The sequence below is a fragment of the Pseudomonas sp. R4-34-07 genome (genome assembly GCF_003852375.1).
Lineage (GTDB): Bacteria > Pseudomonadota > Gammaproteobacteria > Pseudomonadales > Pseudomonadaceae > Aquipseudomonas.
Genome location: NZ_CP027760.1, coordinates 122,340 through 139,648, shown reverse-complemented (window position 1 = coordinate 139,648; position 17,309 = coordinate 122,340). Strand labels below are relative to the sequence as shown.

Genomic DNA, 17,309 nt, shown 5'->3' with positions numbered 1-17,309 from the left:
CTTATGTTTTACGTGCAACGTGATGCGCAGGGCGCGTTGAGTCGCGTAGAGGCCGCCGCCTTTGCCGAATCCACCGAAACACTGCCGGCCGATCACCATGAGATCCAGGCCTGGTACGCCAACGAAGTGGTGGAAACCAGCCTGGCCCAGCTCAAACAGAGTGACCTGGAGATGATCCGGGTACTGGACGACTTGATCCAGGTGCTCACCCGCAAGGGCGTCATCAGCGTGACCGACCTGCCGCCTGCGGCCCAGGCCAAATTGATGGACCGTAACCAGGCGCGGGAAGCGTTGGGTGGGTTGAGCCAGTTGATCAATGATGATGAGGCTGGGCTTATTTAATTCCTGAAGCGAACCGGATCGAAAGGTGGGAGGGGGCTTGCTCCCGATAGCGGTAAATCAGTCGATATTTGGGTGACTGATACGCCGCTATCGGGAGCAAGCCCCCTCCCACATTGGATCTGCGTTATTTCCAGGGCGCGGGCTCGCCGAACAACTGCCCCTGCACGCCAAAAATCCCCATCTCACGAATCACCTTCAGCTCACCTTCGGTCTCCACACGTTCGGCAATCAACGGCAGATCGATGCTGTGGGCCGCGCGCTGGATGGCTTCGATAAACAGGCGCTTGTCGCTTTCCTGGTCGATGTCGCGGATGTAGCTGCCGTCGATTTTCAAGTAGGCCAGGCCCAGGCGGGCCAGGTTGCCGATCATGCTGAATCGCCCACCGAAACGCTGAAGGCTCAGGGAAAAGCCCAACTCGCGCAGGCGCTGGGTCATCTGTTCCAGCACAAGCTGTTCCGGCAGTTGCTCTTCACCGATCTCCAGGGTGAGGCGCGAGCCCAGGTTGCTGTGCTGGCGCAGCAGGTCATAAATGCGTTGCAGCGCCTGAGGATCCTGCAAGGTTGCGGCTGAGAGGTTCAGCGCCAGGTTGTGGCTGTGGCCGGTCATCTGTTTGAGCACCTGCTCCAGCATCATGCGGTCCAGGCGGGCTGACCAGCCGAAACGCTCGAGCCACGGCAGGAAACGCCCGGCGGGTAGGGTATGGCCGTCAAAGTCCTGCAAGCGCGACAGCACTTTGTAGTGCAAGACCAATTGCGGGTCCTGGCTGGCCACGACCGGCTGGAAGTACAACTCGAAACGCTGTTGGGTCAGCGCCTGGTCCAACAGTGTGTGCCAGGCATGGTGATCGTCACCGACGCTGGCGGCGGCACTGTGGTCGAGGCACGCCCAGGTGCTGTCACCCTGCCCTTCGGCTTGAGCCAAAGCTTGGTCGGCGAGGGTCAGCAGCGCCTGCGGCGCATCGCCATGGTTGAACGGTGCCAGGCCGATGTAGGCCACGGGCGTAACATCGCTGGCGCCGGTGGCCTGCAGGCTGAGCAACGTGCTCTCAAGGTTCTGCGCCAATTGCAGCGCTTCTTCACGCGTGAGCCCAGGCGCCAGCACGGCGAATTCGCCGCCTCGGATACGGGTCACGAGGTTATGGGTTTCCGGGTACGGCTCGCACTGGCGCAGCAGTTGTTCGCCGACCGCTTGCAGCAGTTGGTCGGTACGCTGGCCGCCCAGGCGCTGGTTCAGGCCGGCCAGGTCCTTGACGCGCAACACCAGCAAGTAGCCGGAGTTGGTTTCTTCGGGGTTGCTGACGCGGGCTTTGAGCTGCATCTCGAAATAGCGGCGGTTGGCCAGGCCGGTGAGGTTGTCCTGATAGGATTCAGTGCGCAACTTTTCGCTGCGCTCGGCCTGCTCCTGGAACAGCGCCTTGAGCTTTTCCACCATTTGGTTCATGGCCTGCACCACCCGGCGCAACTCCGGCGTGCGCGGCAGGTCAGGCAGGCTGAGGAATTCCCGACGGGCGATCGCGTGGGACTGCTTGACCATATAGTCCAACGGCTTTAATTGCCGGCGCAGCAACAGCCCGCCGAGCACCACGCTGACCGCACCGCACAGCAGCAACCAGCCAAGGCTGCCCAGGGCGCTCTGCCAGAGTTTGGCCAGGGCGAACATCGGATGGCTGACCACCTCGACTCGCGCCGCCTGCTCCCAACCACGGCTCACCAGCGCATCACCACCGGCCGGCTCCAGGCCGATCAATTTTACAAACCAAGGGGGCACGCCATTGTTGTCGGGTATGCCGCTGCGCTCGACGATGGTTTGGTCCGTGGCCAGGTCCACCACACGGATGCTGGCGTAGTAACCGCTGTCGAAGATCGAGCTGACCAGCAACTCCACCATGGCCGGGTCATCGATATTGGGGGTCAGCGACAGCGCCAGTGCCGTCGCGGCATCCTGCGCATGGGAGCGCAATTGGTTGACGTATTGCGTGCGCGAACTTTCCAGGCTGACCATGAAGCTGCCGCTGAAGGCGACCACCAGGAACAGACAGATTGCGATCAACAGCTGTTTGAACAAAGACATCCGATCAGTTACTCCTAGTTGGCAGGCTCGGCTGGGAAGCCTTCCGCACGCATTTTTCTCAACACATCCTGCCAGCGCGACAAGCGTTTGGTATCGCCGACTTTCTTGTTGCCCTTGGCGCCGGGCAGGTACAGCCCCTCGGCGTTGAATGAATACACCGGGATCAAATCGGTACGGCGGGTTGCCGGCAGAATGTCGTCCATCAGGCTGTCGAGCACCAACGGGATCGCGTCGGGGGTCGAATAGTAGGTCAGGACCATGTGCGCACGATTCTGACGCAAGGCCTTGACGTAGGTAATGCGCAATTTATCGCTGGACACGCCCAGATGACGCAAACTGAAATACTTGGCGATGGCGTAGTCCTCACAGTCACCGGCGCCCTTCCAGAGTGCTTCGATGGGTGTCTCCCAATAGTCGACCGCACGCCAGAGATCGATGTCTTCCACGTAGGTCATTTGTTTGTTGAAGAACACGTTGACGACCTTGAGCTGGTCTTGCTCGCTGACCTGTTTTTCGGTGCTCAGCAGCCGCTGCCACGCGTCAATACGTTGCTGGCCCTCGCCCAACGGCCCGTACAAGGCGCTGGCCTTGCGGCTGATCTGCGAGAAATCCCAATCGGCATGCAGCCCGCCGAGCATCAGGCCGGCCAATAAGATCGCTGATAAGAGCCAGCAAAAAACTCGATAGGGAATAAAACTTACCGCCAAGGCGTTCAGTCCATGAAGAGAGACGGAATTTCAAGGGATGGTGAAGCTTCGTCTCACAAAAAACAATGGCACAGTGCAATCATTCATCGGTGGAGCGAGTTTATAACCGCCTCCTGTGGGACGTACAAAATACACGCTGTGGGCCCTTACAAACGGAAACTCTGGCTGTTTGACAAGTACCTGGCCCATCTCTAGTGTTCATTGGATCCAATAAACACACTCTATTATTCAAAAGGAGGGTAGCGTAACCGTGACGCAGAAGCCGAACCCTTTAAGCAGTATCAAGGTCAGCGGACCTATTCCTGCTCATCTTGCCCGCGCCGTTATTGAAGAAACGTTGCGTAACGCCATTCTCGATGGCCGATTGCCCTGTGGCACTGCTATGCGCCAGCAAGAACTCGCCAGCCTGTTCGGCGTCAGCCGTATGCCGGTGCGCGAAGCTTTGCGCCAACTGGAGGCACAATCCCTGCTGCATGTGGTGACCCACAAAGGCGCTGTGGTTGCGCCCTTGATCGAGGACAATTCGGCTGAGACCTATGCCCTGCGCATGCTGTTGGAGTCCGAAGCCTTGCGCTTGTCGATCCCATTGCTCACGGAGTCGGACATCGCCGAGGCAGAGGCCTGTATCACTGCGCTGGAATGCGAGAAAGACTACAGCGAGATCGGTCGCCTCAATCGCCTGTTTCACATGATCCTGTATGGCAAGGCGCCTAACCATCGCCTGCTCAAATTGGTGGAGCATGGGCTGAATGAAGAGGAGCGGTTTCTGCGCTTCAACCTCGAGGCGATGGGACTGGGCGAGACGTCACAAGAGGATCACCGCGAACTGCTCAACCTAGTGGTGCAGAAGAAAATCGACGAAAGTATCCTGACACTGCGTAATCACTTGATGCGAGGCATGGAGGTCATCAATAGATACCTCAATAGCCTCGAAACTGCGAATAGAACAGCCGCGTTATAAAGGGCTCCTACCGTTTTTGAGCCTGTGCATCGCGGGGTACCGTTCCTTATCAGGAAGCGTCCCGCGTTGATACACTGTGAACAAACCGGCAAGCCTTATTCAAATCGGCGTCATATAAGGAAATCTCTCACACTTCAAACAACTATTTCTCCGGGAAGTTTTTATTCGCAAAACTATTTAATACATTCACAAGCTCATCCAAACGTTTAATCAGCTTATTATCAGCGACCCACCCAAAAACCTCGCAATTGCCGTCCGCGTATTGAGCCAGCGTTCCTCGCGTGGGCGCGCCTTAACGCTAATCTTCCAACTAACAACTACAAAATCCATCACTGCAACTAGAGCAGTCGCAACAACTTCATAGGCGTCAACCATGCATCATCATTTGCTTGAAAAAAAGAAACTTCAACTGTGCAGTCATCCGTTATTTGCAGAAATAACTTCTCTTAGCAAATTACAACACTTTATGGAAAGCCATGTATTTGCGGTTTGGGACTTCATGACCCTGACCAAACGCCTGCAGCAGGATCTTACTTGCACCCAAATACCCTGGCTCCCGCCGGCCAATCCGCAGGCCGCACGCCTGATCAATGAAATCGTGCTGGGCGAGGAGTCGGACGAACATCCGACGCGGGGCCATTGCAGTCACTTTGAGCTGTACCTGGAGGCCATGGCGGAGGTGGGCGCCAATACCCGTGTCATCGCACGTTTCATTGACCTGCAACACCAGGGTGTAGAGGTCAGCGCAGCGCTGCGAATGATCGGTGCGCCCCCCGGTGTGCCGCGCTTTGTCGACAGCACATGGCAGATCGCACTCAGCGCCCCCACCCACTGCGTCGCGGCGGCCTTCCTGCATGGTCGTGAAGGCGTCATTGCATCGATGTTCGAGCGCCTTCTGTGCAGCAGCCCCTTGATTGCTCGTCAGGCACCCATCTTGTGTCACTACCTCAACCGTCATATCGAGTTGGATAGCCAGGAGCACGGCCCGGCGGCGGAGCAGGTGCTCCAGCATTTGATCGGCGCAGACCCGACTCGCCAGCGACAAGCCGATAGCGCTGCCTTCGGTGCCCTGGAAAGCCGCATGACCTTCTGGGACGATGTACACGCCTCAATGCATGAGGTAAACCCATGAGCGCGACCGGCTATCACTCCTTTGCCGAAGACTGGGAGCGGCGCGCAACCATCCGCACACGCCCGCGCCGCATGTTGGAAAACGACGGCAAACTGATCTATCCCCTGAGCCGCCAACCCCTTGTACTGAGTGCGACCTTTCTCGAGCGCTGCTCGCAATGCCGCGACTTTGTGCTGACGCAAAGCTTTTATCGATTCATCCATGACATCGTGGTTTTCGAAACCGAGATCGTCGATAAGCTTGCCCGCCGTATTGCCAAGAATCGCTTCTCGCTGCCCCTCCCCCTCGCCTGCCGCTACGATGCAATGACCGTCGTGGTGGATGAGGATTACCACGCATTGGTGGCACTGGACTTCCTGCAGCAAGCCGTGGCGTTGACCGGTATCGAGCCCCTGGACCTGCCGGGGCAGATCGAACTGAGCCGCGCCTTGCCGGCCGCGCAGGCGCAGGCACCGGAGCACCTGCACGATGCCGTCGAGTTGATTGTCGTGGCCATCGCCGAAAACACCGTCACCCATGATGTGGCGGCCTTTTCCAAGGACGATAGTATCAAGTCGTCCGTACGCGGCTTGATGGCCGATCACCTGTTCGATGAAGGGCGCCACGCACAGTTCTGGACACAGTTGGTGCGTATCTACTGGCAGTCGGCAAGCGCGCAAGACCGCGACAGCATTGCCGGCGTGCTCCCGACTTTTCTGGCCCATTACCTGACCAACGACATACAGAAAGGCTTCGACCTGCAGTTGATCGAACACCTGGATGTCAGTACCGATATTCGTTTGGCGTTGCAGGATGAAATCGTTGCGTTGGATTTTCCTATCACCCGCCAGCACCCGTTGATGGGCAACATCATGAGCTTCCTGCACCACAGCGGCGTGCTGCACACCCCAAGCGTGGCACGCGCGCTGGACGACTACCTGCCCGCGGCGGGGAGGCTGGCATGAGGCGCTTGACGATTGAATGGGGCGGTACCAGTGAAGCACTGGGGGCCCTCAAGCAGGTGCTGGAACAATACGGGCACATCGCGGGGGCGGGGTCGGTCGACCTGGTGATTGAGGACGGCAGCCAGTCACCGTCAGCCTTATCCACCGATGCGCCGTGGATGAGCCTGCGCCTGGGCATCGGCCCCGTGTCCGAAACTGGGTTACCCGCACTGCAGTTTCGCTGCTATGACCGTGATCGGCGCCTGTTGGCCGTGCACGACGTCGCTGAGGAGCCCAGCGGCAACGGCCAGCGCCTGCGTCGTCGTGCGGCGCACGCTCTGGTGGAGTGGGTAGCGTCATTGGTCAGCGGATTCTCGAGAGACCCTGGTTGTTTCTGTGCAACGGCCAACCCGGGCACCTTGCCCGAACAGGGCTTGCGAGGACTGGAGTCACTGGCGTTCATGCATCGATTCAACCGTACAGCCGATCCGGCACTGCTGCGGGCGGCACAGGCGCCCATGATCGAACGGTTGCAGGCCAGCCTGAATACCTTCGCCGACCGTACAGCGCTGAATATTGCGGGTCGCAGGGTGACTTATCGCCAGCTTCAGGAAAAAGCCGTGGCGATTCAGCAACACCTGCTGCCCCTGTTGGAGGGCATTGAAACACCGATGGTGGGTGTGTGCCTGGAAAAATCTACCGAGCTTTACGCAAGCATTCTGGCGGTGCTGGGCTGTGGCGCGGTGTATTTGCCGCTGTCTCCGGACCATCCGGTAAAACGCCAGCACAGCATGCTCACAAGCGCAGGTGCAGGTGTATTACTGGAAAATGGCCTGCACCCGTTGCGGGATAAGTTCGTTTCACTTGATGTCAGTACGCTCACCCCACACGGCATCGACTCCACACAGCCGCTGATGCGCCATCGTCCCCACGCCGATGCGCCGTGCATGGCGCTTTTCACCTCTGGCACCACGGGGCAACCCAAGGGTGTGCTGCTCAGCCAACATAATCTGGCGCATTTCACAGCCTGGCTCGGTACCTGTGTGGCGCTGGACGATAAGAGCCGCGTCCTGCAATTTTCGCCGCTGAGCTTTGACTCGTCACTGATCGATATTTTCCCCGCCTTGATCGCGGGCGCAGCGTTGATTGTCCCCAGCGCAGAACAACGTCACGATCCCCGGCAATTGGTCGAGCTGATTCGCCTGCAACGCGTCACTCATGCTTTCTTGCCACCGGCACTGCTCGGCATCTTGCCGCTGGACCAGCCGCTGGGCCTCGCACACCTGCTCACCGGCGGCGACTTTTGCGAACCCTACGTGATCGAGCGAATGGCCGGCCAATGCCAGTTTCACAACCTCTATGGCCCCACCGAAGCCACGGTACTGGCAACCCATCGAACGTTTCGGCTCGGTGATAGCAATCGCAATATCGGCCTGCCCATCGCCAACAGCCAGGTCTTGATCCTGGACAAGCACCTGCAACCGGTGGACGAGCAGGTGATGGGCGATCTGTACCTCGCAGGACCGGGCGTGAGCCTGGGCTATATGAACGGACCACCGCAGGCCGACTCCCCGTTCATCAAACTGACGTTGCCTGACGGGCAATGGCTGCAGGCTTACCGCAGCGGCGACCTGGCGAAATGGACGCAAGACGGTATCGAGTTGGGCGGCCGACGGGATGACCAGGTCAAGATCCGCGGTTTTCGGGTCGAACCTCAGGAGATCGAGCACTGCCTGCGCAGCAGTCGGTTGTTTCGCCAAGTGGCAGTAGTGATTGATCAGACGCACAGAATCATCGGCTTTGCGGCCCAGCCCGAACCCGGCGCCACGCTGGCCAGCCTGAAGGAGCACGCACGGCAGTGGCTGCCTGAGCATATGCAACCTGTCGCCTGGAGCGAGCTGCCGAGCCTGCCCGCTTCGAGCAACGGCAAGATCGATCGCAAGGCGTTGCGGGAAACGCCGATTACCCGCGCCCAGGAGATGACGCGTTGCAGCACGCTCACGCCAGTCCAGGCGCAGTTGGTAGACCTGTGGGGGGAGTTGTTAGGGTTGCCTGCCGGTGACGTGTCGATCGACGACAGCTTTTTCAACCTGGGCGGCCATTCGATCCTGCTGTCCACCTTGTTGCTGCGCCTGCGCGAGCAGTTTGGCCGCAGCCTCTCCTTGAGCCAATTTTTTGAAGCGCCGACGATTCGTACGCTGGCCTTGCAGATGGAGGGCGCAGCGCTGCCGAATACATCGTTCAGCCAGATGGAAAAAGATGCGTCCCGAGCCTTGGCGCTTGAGGTGCTGCCCGAGGCCCGCGCCGGGGATCCACGCAAGGTGATTGTCACGGGGGCGAACAGCTTCGTCGGCGTGCATATCGTCCAGGCCTTGCTGGCGGGCGGGGCGCAGGAAGTAGCGTGCCTGGTCCGGGCGCTTCCAGGCCAGTCGGCGGCGGACCGATTCTCTCAGGCGTTGCGCGAATACCGCCTGGAACAGCTGGACCTGAGCCGAGTGCAGGTCTATGCCGCCGACCTGCGCCAACCCCGCCTGGGTCTGTCTGCAGAGGCGTACGACCACCTCGCCCGCAATCATGGTGTGCTGGTGCACAATGCGGCGCAGGTCAACCATGTGATGGACTACATAGCACTGGCCAACGACAACGTCGAACCGATGTTTGAATGCCTGCGCCTTTGCGAGACCCACTGTAAGAAAGTTTTCAATTTCATTTCAACGCTGTCGGCCTGCAGTCGCCTCGACACTGATGGGTATGTGCTCGAAGCATCCGCAAGCCGCGCGTTGCCGCTCTATGTAAAAAACGGCTACAACCTCTCGAAGTGGGTGGCCGAGCGTTTGTTGGGGCGTGCAGTCGAGCAAGGGGCCTGGGTGAATATTCATCGGCCCGGGAATATCAGTTTCAACAGCCGCAACGGTGTCTGCCAACCCCATAAAAATCGATTGATGTTGATGCTCAAGGGGTCGCTGCAGTTGGGCAGGGTTCCTCGAATGGAGGGCAATTTCGACCTGATGCCGGTGGACTTCCTGGCGCGCTTCATCGCGTTTCACAGCGCGCGTTTTGTCCCTGGGCGAAACGTCTTCAACCTGCACAATCCTCAGCCTTTGAGCTGGGACCAGTACCTTGATGCATTCAGCCAGGCCGGACACACCTTCGAACGGATAAGCCTTCAACATTGGCAAAGGGCGTTGCGCACAGTGCGCCACGACAATGCGTTGTTCGGCGTACTGGGCTTTTACCTTGATGGGTTGGGTGAAGACATCGGCGACACGTCGATGATCCATTACAGCAACGCGCAGTGGGGCCTGGAACAAATGGGCACACAGTATCCGCCAAAGAGCCCCGCACTGTTACGCAAGGGCTGTGACTACCTCAGGGCCATCGGCTTTCTCTGAGCGGCTTTGGGCCCGCATTGAAGTTGCTCGGCTGTATCGGAGCGAGGCCTCGCTCCGATACAGCGAGGATCAGATCTTGAAGCTGTCGACCAATTGCTTCAATCGACTGGCCTGCTGGGACAGCGCGTCGCAGTCTTTGAGCGTCTCGTTGAGATTGGCCACGCCTTGCTGGTTCAGCAGGTTGATCTGGTTGATGTCGACATTGAGGGTTTCAACCACCGCCGTTTGCTCCTCGGTGGCAGCGGCGACCGATTGGTTCATGCCGTCAATCTCAACGATTCGCTGTGTCACGCTGACCAGACGCTCGCCGGCCTGGTTAGCCACTTCAACGCTTTCTTCGCTGGAGACCTGGCTGGCGTTCATGGTGGTCACGGCTTCACGCGAACCCACTTGCAGCGAAGTGATCATTTTGTGGATCTCTTCTGCCGATTCCTGGGTACGGTGAGCCAGGTTACGCACTTCATCCGCCACCACGGCAAACCCACGCCCTGCTTCGCCGGCACGGGCAGCTTCGATTGCCGCGTTAAGCGCAAGTAAGTTGGTCTGCTGGGAGATGCCCTTGATCACATCGAGAATGTGTCCGATGTTGTCGGTGCTGGCGTTAAGGGTTTCGATCTGGGTACAGGACAGGCTGATTTTCTGCGACAGTTCCGACATCGCCTGGATGGTTTGCTCGACCACTTTGCGCCCATCATCAGCTTGCTCACTGGCACCGCTGGCATGCTGCGAGGCATCAGCGGCGTTACGTGCGATTTCCTGGGTAGCGGCACCCAGCTCGTTGATAGCGGCAGCCACGCTGTTGGTACGTGCACTTTGTTCATCGGAGCCGATGATCGACGCGTTGGACGAAGCCATTACGCGCTGGGACAGGTCATGCACCTGGCGGGTGGCCGAGGACACTTCGGAAATCGAGGCGTGGATCCGCTCGACAAACTGATTGAATGCGCTACCGACTTCGCCGAACTCATCTTTGCTGGTCACGTCGAGGCGGCGGGTCAGATCACCCTCGCCTTGGGCAATGTCCTGCATGGCAACGCCCATGGTGGTCAGCGGACGCAACAACACCTGAATCAGCACACTCAACAGTACGGCAATCGCCACCACGGCGATGAGCATTGCGATCAACGCTGAAGTGCGAAATTTACCCAGTGCGGCATAGGCTTTATCTTTGTCGATAGACAGACCGATGTACCAGTCAGCCCCCGGCAACCCGTTGATTGGTGTAAAGGATAGGATTCGGTCTTGTCCATTGAGGACAACCTCTTGGTTAACCTTCTCGATGCGCACCTGGGTGCCCGGGTAGATATCCTTGAGGTTTTTCATCACCTGGTCTTGGTCAGGACTGACGATGACCTGACCATCACCACTGACCAGGAATGCATGGCCAATACCGCCAAAATCCACCGAGTTGATGATCTTTACCAAGGTTTGCAGGCTCAAGTCGCCACCCACAACGCCCAACAACTCTCCGTTCTTCTTCACCGGCATGGCGATCGTCACGATCTGGCCGCCTACAGCCGCCATATAAGGCGGGGTAAGCATGGTTTTGTCGGCTGCTACGGCTTGCTTGTACCAAGGGCGCTGACGTGGGTCATAGCCTTCGGGCATCTTCGCGTCGGGGCGCTGAGTGAACACTCCATTGATTTGGCCAACGTAGGTGAACTGGAAGTTGGAGGTGAGCGCCGGTTGATCGACCAAGCCGGGAAGGTCGGCGGCGCTGCCTTGATGGGCAACGTTTTGTGCCAGGCTCTCGAGAACCAGGATGCGGCCGCTGAGCCAGTTCTGCACACTGCTGGCGGTAAGCTCTCCGGATTGCTGGATGGAGGACGCCAGGTTCTGCCTGATCGTGTTGCGCTGCAGGTAATCGTTGTAAAACGTGAATAGCGCGAAGGCCAGAACCACGACGCCTGACGCAGCCAGCAGAATTTTATGACTGAACTTGAGATTCATTTCATCGACTTCTTTTGCCAAAGGGGGGTGAGCGTGCCGAGTGGAACATTCCATGTATCGCGATAGGCGGACTCTGCGATCGCTCTATTTCGGTGCACGCATGGCTCGTCAGGCTTTCGGCCAGAAATCGATAAAACTTAGAGATTTGTGTGAATCTTCCGCTTTTAGCGTAAGAGAACGACAGGCGGTATGAGCACAGTCGACTATCAGCCACTTAGAGCCCTAAACGACAAAACCCCTGTCTGCGTAAGCAGACAGGGGTTTCGGAATTCAATCTTGACGATGACCTACTCTCACATGGGGAAACCCCACACTACCATCGGCGATGCATCGTTTCACTACTGAGTTCGGGATGGGATCAGGTGGTTCCAATGCTCTATGGTCGTCAAGAAATTCTGTGTACCAGATCGTTGCGCTAGCAACGTGCTGGTGAAATTCATGGACTTCTACATAAACAAAACCCCTGTTTGCGTACGCAAACAGGGGTTCTGGAATTTAATCTTGACGATGACCTACTCTCACATGGGGAAACCCCACACTACCATCGGCGATGCATCGTTTCACTACTGAGTTCGGGATGGGATCAGGTGGTTCCAATGCTCTATGGTCGTCAAGAAATTCGGGTACTGAGTCGTGGCCAGATGGCCTCGCTTCAGCAAATTGGGTATGCGATAGGTTTCGGTGTTTTGTGAGCATCGAACTTTCGGTTCATTGCGTCTTCACACACCGCAATCTGGCCTCTTTCGTCTTTCAACTAGGAGCAACAAATTGCTTGGGTGTTATATGGTCAAGCCTCACGGGCAATTAGTATTGGTTAGCTCAACGCCTCACAGCGCTTACACACCCAACCTATCAACGTCGTAGTCTTCGACGGCCCTTCAGGGGACTCAAGGTCCCAGTGAGATCTCATCTTGAGGCTAGTTTCCCGCTTAGATGCTTTCAGCGGTTATCTATTCCGAACATAGCTACCCGGCAATGCCACTGGCGTGACAACCGGAACACCAGAGGTTCGTCCACTCCGGTCCTCTCGTACTAGGAGCAGCCCCTCTCAAATCTCAAACGTCCACGGCAGATAGGGACCGAACTGTCTCACGACGTTCTAAACCCAGCTCGCGTACCACTTTAAATGGCGAACAGCCATACCCTTGGGACCGGCTTCAGCCCCAGGATGTGATGAGCCGACATCGAGGTGCCAAACACCGCCGTCGATATGAACTCTTGGGCGGTATCAGCCTGTTATCCCCGGAGTACCTTTTATCCGTTGAGCGATGGCCCTTCCATACAGAACCACCGGATCACTAAGACCTACTTTCGTACCTGCTCGACGTGTCTGTCTCGCAGTCAAGCGCGCTTTTGCCTTTATACTCTACGACCGATTTCCGACCGGTCTGAGCGCACCTTCGTACTCCTCCGTTACTCTTTAGGAGGAGACCGCCCCAGTCAAACTACCCACCATACACTGTCCTCGATCCGGATAACGGACCTGAGTTAGAACCTCAAAGTTGCCAGGGTGGTATTTCAAGGTTGGCTCCACGCGAACTGGCGTCCACGCTTCAAAGCCTCCCACCTATCCTACACAAGCAAATTCAAAGTCCAGTGCAAAGCTATAGTAAAGGTTCACGGGGTCTTTCCGTCTAGCCGCGGATACACTGCATCTTCACAGCGATTTCAATTTCACTGAGTCTCGGGTGGAGACAGCGCCGCCATCGTTACGCCATTCGTGCAGGTCGGAACTTACCCGACAAGGAATTTCGCTACCTTAGGACCGTTATAGTTACGGCCGCCGTTTACCGGGGCTTCGATCAAGAGCTTCGCGTTAGCTAACCCCATCAATTAACCTTCCGGCACCGGGCAGGCGTCACACCCTATACGTCCACTTTCGTGTTTGCAGAGTGCTGTGTTTTTAATAAACAGTCGCAGCGGCCTGGTATCTTCGACCGGCATGAGCTTACGGAGCAAGTCCTTCACCCTCACCGGCGCACCTTCTCCCGAAGTTACGGTGCCATTTTGCCTAGTTCCTTCACCCGAGTTCTCTCAAGCGCCTTGGTATTCTCTACCCAACCACCTGTGTCGGTTTGGGGTACGGTTCCTGGTTACCTGAAGCTTAGAAGCTTTTCTTGGAAGCATGGCATCAACCACTTCGTCATCTAAAAGACAACTCGTCATCAGCTCTCGGCCTTAGAATCCCGGATTTACCTAAGATTCCAGCCTACCACCTTAAACTTGGACAACCAACGCCAAGCTGGCCTAGCCTTCTCCGTCCCTCCATCGCAATAACCAGAAGTACAGGAATATTAACCTGTTTTCCATCGACTACGCTTTTCAGCCTCGCCTTAGGGACCGACTAACCCTGCGTCGATTAACGTTGCGCAGGAAACCTTGGTCTTTCGGCGTGGGTGTTTTTCACACCCATTGTCGTTACTCATGTCAGCATTCGCACTTCTGATACCTCCAGCAAGCTTCTCAACTCACCTTCACAGGCTTACAGAACGCTCCTCTACCGCATCACTTACGTGATACCCGTAGCTTCGGTGTATGGTTTGAGCCCCGTTACATCTTCCGCGCAGGCCGACTCGACTAGTGAGCTATTACGCTTTCTTTAAAGGGTGGCTGCTTCTAAGCCAACCTCCTAGCTGTCTAAGCCTTCCCACATCGTTTCCCACTTAACCATAACTTTGGGACCTTAGCTGACGGTCTGGGTTGTTTCCCTTTTCACGACGGACGTTAGCACCCGCCGTGTGTCTCCCATGCTCGGCACTTGTAGGTATTCGGAGTTTGCATCGGTTTGGTAAGTCGGGATGACCCCCTAGCCGAAACAGTGCTCTACCCCCTACAGTGATACATGAGGCGCTACCTAAATAGCTTTCGAGGAGAACCAGCTATCTCCGAGCTTGATTAGCCTTTCACTCCGATCCACAGGTCATCCGCTAACTTTTCAACGGTAGTCGGTTCGGTCCTCCAGTTAGTGTTACCCAACCTTCAACCTGCCCATGGATAGATCGCCCGGTTTCGGGTCTATTCCCAGCGACTAGACGCCCTATTAAGACTCGCTTTCGCTACGCCTCCCCTATTCGGTTAAGCTCGCCACTGAAAATAAGTCGCTGACCCATTATACAAAAGGTACGCAGTCACCTAACAAAGTAGGCTCCCACTGCTTGTACGCATACGGTTTCAGGATCTATTTCACTCCCCTCTCCGGGGTTCTTTTCGCCTTTCCCTCACGGTACTAGTTCACTATCGGTCAGTCAGTAGTATTTAGCCTTGGAGGATGGTCCCCCCATATTCAGACAAAGTTTCTCGTGCTCCGTCCTACTCGATTTCATGACTAAGAGATTTTCGCGTACAGGGCTATCACCCACTATGGCCGCACTTTCCAGAGCGTTCCGCTAATCTCAAAGCCACTTAAGGGCTAGTCCCCGTTCGCTCGCCACTACTAAGGGAATCTCGGTTGATTTCTTTTCCTCAGGGTACTTAGATGTTTCAGTTCCCCTGGTTCGCTCCATACACCTATGTATTCAGTGTAAGGTAACCATCTTATGATGGCTGGGTTCCCCCATTCAGACATCTCCGGATCAAAGTCTGTTTGCCGACTCCCCGAAGCTTTTCGCAGGCTACCACGTCTTTCATCGCCTCTGACTGCCAAGGCATCCACCGTATGCGCTTCTTCACTTGACCATATAACCCCAAGCAATCTGGTTATACTGTGAAGACAACATTCGCCGAAAATTCGATCATACTCAATTAAGAGCGACTCACAAATTTTACCTTAGCCTGAGCCGTTACCAGTGAAAGTAACGGTCAGTCTATCTTTCTATCACATACCCAAATTTTTAAAGAACGAACTAGTCAAAGACTAGAAATCAACATTCACCATCACAGCGATGGAATGCTCATTTCTAAGCTTTCTACAAACAGAAGCAGTAGTGGTGGAGCCAAACGGGATCGAACCGTTGACCTCCTGCGTGCAAGGCAGGCGCTCTCCCAGCTGAGCTATGGCCCCGTATTTCTACAGGCGTTTCCCACACAAAATTGGTGGGTCTGGGCAGATTCGAACTGCCGACCTCACCCTTATCAGGGGTGCGCTCTAACCAACTGAGCTACAGACCCAATTTCGAGCTGCTAAGGCCGACCTCACCCTGCTCTTTACCACAAAGCATGGGGTGCGCTCTAACCAACTAAGCTACAACCCTTTGGGCTGCTTCTTTTCGTCTTCTTCAATGAATCAAGCAATTCGTGTGGGAGCTCATGAAGCAGCTGATGTCGTCGATTAAGGAGGTGATCCAGCCGCAGGTTCCCCTACGGCTACCTTGTTACGACTTCACCCCAGTCATGAATCACACCGTGGTAACCGTCCTCCCGAAGGTTAGACTAGCTACTTCTGGTGCAACCCACTCCCATGGTGTGACGGGCGGTGTGTACAAGGCCCGGGAACGTATTCACCGCGACATTCTGATTCGCGATTACTAGCGATTCCGACTTCACGCAGTCGAGTTGCAGACTGCGATCCGGACTACGATCGGTTTTCTGGGATTAGCTCCACCTCGCGGCTTGGCAACCCTCTGTACCGACCATTGTAGCACGTGTGTAGCCCAGGCCGTAAGGGCCATGATGACTTGACGTCATCCCCACCTTCCTCCGGTTTGTCACCGGCAGTCTCCTTAGAGTGCCCACCATGACGTGCTGGTAACTAAGGACAAGGGTTGCGCTCGTTACGGGACTTAACCCAACATCTCACGACACGAGCTGACGACAGCCATGCAGCACCTGTCTCAATGTTCCCGAAGGCACCAATCCATCTCTGGAAAGTTCATTGGATGTCAAGGCCTGGTAAGGTTCTTCGCGTTGCTTCGAATTAAACCACATGCTCCACCGCTTGTGCGGGCCCCCGTCAATTCATTTGAGTTTTAACCTTGCGGCCGTACTCCCCAGGCGGTCAACTTAATGCGTTAGCTGCGCCACTAAGAGCTCAAGGCTCCCAACGGCTAGTTGACATCGTTTACGGCGTGGACTACCAGGGTATCTAATCCTGTTTGCTCCCCACGCTTTCGCACCTCAGTGTCAGTGTTGGTCCAGGTGGTCGCCTTCGCCACTGGTGTTCCTTCCTATATCTACGCATTTCACCGCTACACAGGAAATTCCACCACCCTCTACCACACTCTAGTCAGTCAGTTTTGAATGCAGTTCCCAGGTTGAGCCCGGGGATTTCACATCCAACTTAACAAACCACCTACGCGCGCTTTACGCCCAGTAATTCCGATTAACGCTTGCACCCTCTGTATTACCGCGGCTGCTGGCACAGAGTTAGCCGGTGCTTATTCTGTCGGTAACGTCAAAACAATCACGTATTAGGTAACTGCCCTTCCTCCCAACTTAAAGTGCTTTACAATCCGAAGACCTTCTTCACACACGCGGCATGGCTGGATCAGGCTTTCGCCCATTGTCCAATATTCCCCACTGCTGCCTCCCGTAGGAGTCTGGACCGTGTCTCAGTTCCAGTGTGACTGATCATCCTCTCAGACCAGTTACGGATCGTCGCCTTGGTGAGCCATTACCTCACCAACTAGCTAATCCGACCTAGGCTCATCTGATAGCGCAAGGCCCGAAGGTCCCCTGCTTTCTCCCGTAGGACGTATGCGGTATTAGCGTCCGTTTCCGAACGTTATCCCCCACTACCAGGCAGATTCCTAGGCATTACTCACCCGTCCGCCGCTCTCAAGAGAAGCAAGCTTCTCTCTACCGCTCGACTTGCATGTGTTAGGCCTGCCGCCAGCGTTCAATCTGAGCCATGATCAAACTCTTCAGTTCAAACATCTTTGGGTTTTTAAGAAACC

Annotated in this window: 8 protein-coding genes, 2 tRNA genes and 4 rRNA genes; 5 read left to right on the top strand and 9 right to left on the bottom strand. The window is 56.3% G+C overall.

Going from position 1 to position 17,309, the window contains the following annotated elements; translation table 11 throughout:
• The first annotated feature begins 3 nt into the window (after positions 1 to 3).
• Entirely contained in the window at positions 4 to 342 is a 339-nt protein-coding gene (locus C4J85_RS00645; protein WP_124408743.1) for a tryptophan synthase subunit beta, read from the top strand.
• A gap of 124 nt (positions 343 to 466) precedes the next feature.
• On the opposite strand, the gene lapD is transcribed toward C4J85_RS00645, so the two are convergent.
• On the bottom strand, positions 467 to 2,413 hold the full coding sequence (gene lapD, locus C4J85_RS00640; protein WP_124408742.1) for a cyclic di-GMP receptor LapD: 1,947 nt from the start codon (positions 2,411 to 2,413) through the stop codon (positions 467 to 469).
• A gap of 14 nt (positions 2,414 to 2,427) precedes the next feature.
• Positions 2,428 to 3,120: a cysteine protease LapG gene (gene lapG, locus C4J85_RS00635; protein ID WP_124360679.1), complete on the bottom strand. Its 693-nt coding sequence runs from the start codon at positions 3,118 to 3,120 to the stop codon at positions 2,428 to 2,430.
• Positions 3,121 to 3,370: 250 nt separating this feature from the next.
• Here lapG and C4J85_RS00630 point away from each other — a divergent pair, with 250 nt between their 5' ends.
• The 4 genes from C4J85_RS00630 to C4J85_RS00615 all read left to right on the top strand — a co-directional run bounded on the left by C4J85_RS00630 (position 3,371) and on the right by C4J85_RS00615 (position 9,528).
• A complete protein-coding gene (locus C4J85_RS00630) occupies positions 3,371 to 4,081 on the top strand; it encodes a GntR family transcriptional regulator (protein ID WP_124369113.1) in 711 nt (236 codons plus the stop codon).
• A gap of 373 nt (positions 4,082 to 4,454) precedes the next feature.
• Positions 4,455 to 5,213 carry a DUF3050 domain-containing protein gene (locus C4J85_RS00625; RefSeq protein WP_124369112.1) on the top strand — a complete coding sequence of 253 codons (759 nt, stop codon included), beginning with the start codon at positions 4,455 to 4,457 and terminating at the stop codon, positions 5,211 to 5,213.
• Positions 5,210 to 6,157: a diiron oxygenase gene (locus C4J85_RS00620; RefSeq protein ID WP_124408741.1), complete on the top strand. Its 948-nt coding sequence runs from the start codon at positions 5,210 to 5,212 to the stop codon at positions 6,155 to 6,157. The genes C4J85_RS00625 and C4J85_RS00620 overlap by 4 nt, the downstream gene beginning before the upstream one ends.
• A complete protein-coding gene (locus C4J85_RS00615; protein ID WP_124408740.1) occupies positions 6,154 to 9,528 on the top strand; it encodes an amino acid adenylation domain-containing protein in 3,375 nt (1,124 codons plus the stop codon). The genes C4J85_RS00620 and C4J85_RS00615 overlap by 4 nt, the downstream gene beginning before the upstream one ends.
• Positions 9,529 to 9,597: 69 nt before the next feature.
• On the opposite strand, the gene C4J85_RS00610 is transcribed toward C4J85_RS00615, so the two are convergent.
• The 7 genes from C4J85_RS00610 to C4J85_RS00580 all read right to left on the bottom strand — a co-directional run bounded on the left by C4J85_RS00610 (position 9,598) and on the right by C4J85_RS00580 (position 17,283).
• Entirely contained in the window at positions 9,598 to 11,478 is a 1,881-nt protein-coding gene (locus tag C4J85_RS00610) for a methyl-accepting chemotaxis protein (protein WP_124360674.1), read from the bottom strand.
• A gap of 274 nt (positions 11,479 to 11,752) precedes the next feature.
• Positions 11,753 to 11,868 (bottom strand): 5S ribosomal RNA (gene rrf / locus C4J85_RS00605).
• Positions 11,869 to 11,977: 109 nt separating this feature from the next.
• Positions 11,978 to 12,093 (bottom strand): 5S ribosomal RNA (gene rrf / locus C4J85_RS00600).
• Positions 12,094 to 12,261: 168 nt separating this feature from the next.
• Positions 12,262 to 15,153 (bottom strand): 23S ribosomal RNA (locus tag C4J85_RS00595).
• Between the two features lie 249 nt (positions 15,154 to 15,402).
• Positions 15,403 to 15,478 (bottom strand) — tRNA-Ala (locus C4J85_RS00590).
• A gap of 30 nt (positions 15,479 to 15,508) precedes the next feature.
• Positions 15,509 to 15,585: transfer RNA gene (locus tag C4J85_RS00585), tRNA-Ile, on the bottom strand.
• Positions 15,586 to 15,746: 161 nt separating this feature from the next.
• Positions 15,747 to 17,283: ribosomal RNA gene (locus tag C4J85_RS00580) — 16S ribosomal RNA — on the bottom strand.
• Together the 16S, 23S and 5S rRNA genes with 2 tRNA genes alongside form the textbook arrangement of a ribosomal RNA operon.
• Between the last annotated feature and the right edge of the window lie 26 nt (positions 17,284 to 17,309).